This is a genomic window from Nostoc sp. (genome assembly GCF_036917455.1).
Taxonomy (GTDB): Bacteria; Cyanobacteriota; Cyanobacteriia; order Cyanobacteriales; family Nostocaceae; genus Nostoc.
Genome location: NZ_JBALDK010000183.1, coordinates 1 through 2,720 on the forward strand (window position 1 = coordinate 1; position 2,720 = coordinate 2,720).

General features: G+C 46.6%; 1 protein-coding gene. It reads right to left on the minus strand.

The genetic code is table 11. From position 1 onward, the window contains the following. Positions 1–411: 411 nt before the first annotated feature. Positions 412–2,667: a hybrid sensor histidine kinase/response regulator gene (locus V7K42_RS19320; protein WP_334918845.1), complete on the minus strand. Its 2,256-nt coding sequence runs from the start codon at positions 2,665–2,667 to the stop codon at positions 412–414. Between the last annotated feature and the right edge of the window lie 53 nt (positions 2,668–2,720).

Below are 2,720 nucleotides of genomic sequence, written 5' to 3' on the forward strand. Positions count from 1 at the left end.
CTTTGGCTATGCTTTAGGATCTTCGTTTACAACATACACAATTTCTGGTTTTTGTCAAAGCTTTTGTTAAGAAAGATGTTTATAATGGATAGCTTCAAAAGGGGGGGACTGGAATCAAAGTCCCCCTTCAAAAGGGGGATTTAGGGGGATCTAGAATTTTTGATACCGACAAGAGGACTTTATCCCGGATTTCTCACCACATGTCGATTAAGCCTGCGCTTGAGCAGGGGAGCAGGGGAGCAGGGGAGCAGAGGAGAGTTCAAATACCAAGTTCTTTCCCCTCTGCCCCTCCTTCGCCTCAAGCTTGTGAGAAATGCGAGTATTAGTTTTTTCTTCCCCTGCCTCCCCTGCCTCCCCTGCCCCTCTGCCCCTCTGCCCATCCTTCCCCTCAAGCTTGTGAGAAATGCGGGTTTATACCCCGTGTTCTAGCAGGTTGAGAATCTTCCTCACTAACTCCTCTGGTTCTAATGGCTTGGTAATATGAGCTTGAAACCCAGCAGTTAAGGCTTTTTGCTGGTCAATATCTGTGGCATAACCGGTAAGTGCGATCGCCGGAATCGTTCCTCCCTGATTCGGTGGGCGCAAACGAATCTGCTGAATCAGCATGTAGCCATCCATATCAACCATACCTATATCACTCACAATTACATCAGGAATGAAACTATCAAGTACTTGCAATGCTTCTAGCCCAGATGCTACGACTGTCACTTTTGCGCCATTTTGTTCTAATAAAAATGCTTCAAACTTGCGTGAAGACTTATCATCATCCACGAGCAAAATTCGCAGGTTGCTTAAGGGAGTCTGGCCGCTTAATGTTTCAACCTTGGCTGGCTCAGGTACAATTAGTTCTGACCGATTCAATATGGGTATTTGAACTATAAAGGTTGCGCCCTGATTCTCACCCAAGCTTTCTGCCTTGACTGTGCCACCATGCAGTTCGACAATTTGGTGGACGATCGCTAGCCCCAAACCCAAGCCACCAAATCTGCGTGTCGTTGAGCTATCCTCTTGCTGGAAATACTCAAACACATGTGGGAGAAATTCCGGTTGAATACCAATGCCTGTATCGATCACCCGGATCTGAGCTTGCCCTGCAATTTGCCTTAATTCAATGATTACTTGTCCGTCATCTGGTGTAAATTTGACGGCATTGGTAAGCAAGTTCCACACCACTTGCTGCAAGCGGGCAGCGTCACCAGAGATAGGTGCAGTCAGTTGAAGATCGATCTGTAAGTTAATATTTTTTGCTTCTGCTGCTAAACGCACCGTTTCTAGGGCAGCAGAAATGATAGAGATTAAATTAAGGGGAGCCACCTTTACGGACAGCTTGCCCTGCATAATTCGCGAAACGTCGAGTAAGTCTTCAATTAATTGTGATTGCAGTTTGGCGTTGCGCTCAATTGTTAGTAGTGCTTCGCGTTGACGGGCGGCGTTGAGCTTGCCTCTTTGCAGCAGTTGTGACCAGCCCAAGATCGGGTTGAGGGGCGATCGCAATTCATGAGACAGCACTGCTAAGAACTCGTCTTTAATTTGGTTGGCTCGTTGCAATTGTTCTGCATGTTCCTGAATCGAGACAATTAGGTTGGCTCGGTCGAGGGCGATCGCAATCTGCTCAGAAATCAATTGCAGCAAATCGATTTCTTCTGAGGTAAAGCAAGTGCGAGTACGGCTACCAAAGCAGATGGTTCCCAATAATCGTTCTTGGATAATTAACGGTTGACCGACATAAGTCGTGCCACCCAAATCACGGACAGTGTGGGCACGAGGATCAGTGGCAACTTGGGCGCTATCGAGAACGATTTGCTGGCGTTCTTGAGCCACCAATCCACAAAGGTCTTCACCGAACTCAAGCCACTCGATCGCCTCTATGATCTCTTGAGTAATGCCCTGATGGTTTTTCAAATGTAGGATGAGGCGGTTGTCTTTTGACTCGACAATGTAGTTGTAGTAAAAGTCTAATTCTAGCTGGGGTGCGAGTTTGCCAAATAGGTTGTGCATTAGCGTCATCGGTTGCTCGACCTCCAGCAGATCGCTGGTGATGTCATAGAGCAACCGCAAGCGTTCATCGGCTTGCTTCTGTGAGGTGACATCGCGCATGATTTTGATAAATCCTTGCACCTCCTCGGCTTCATCGCGTAAGGGCATCACAAAGCCACTACCCCAAAAGCGACTACCGTCCTTTCGGATATGCCAGCACTCATTTTCTGCCTGTCCTTGAGTTTGGGCGGTCTGGAATTCCCTGCCAACGCGGTCTTTTTGGTTGTCTTCAAGGCAATAAAGGCTGTGACAGTCACAGCCAATCATTTCTGCTTCTGAATACTTGAACAAGTCTTCGGCACCAGCACTCCAACTGGTGACTATAGCGTTGAGATCAACGGTTAAAATGGCATATTCTTTTGCACTTGCCACCATTAACCGAAGGCGAGCTTCACTTTGTTTGAGGGCAATTTCCATTTGTTTGCGAGCGGTAATGTCGTAAGACATTGCCAGCACAGCATCAACTTCACCGCGATCGTTGCGTAAGGGTGTGCCATGAGAGCTATAGTAGCGACCGTGGCTGTTGTGTTCTAAGCTAAACGATTCGCCATTAACAGTAAACCAAAAAGTTTTTCTCCAAAGAGCGATTGCTGAAATACTTATATGTTTTAATACTTTATAACACCTAATTCTCTAATCAGTAGACATAGTAAAGATAAGGATTACTTATAGCTAGCTGATTG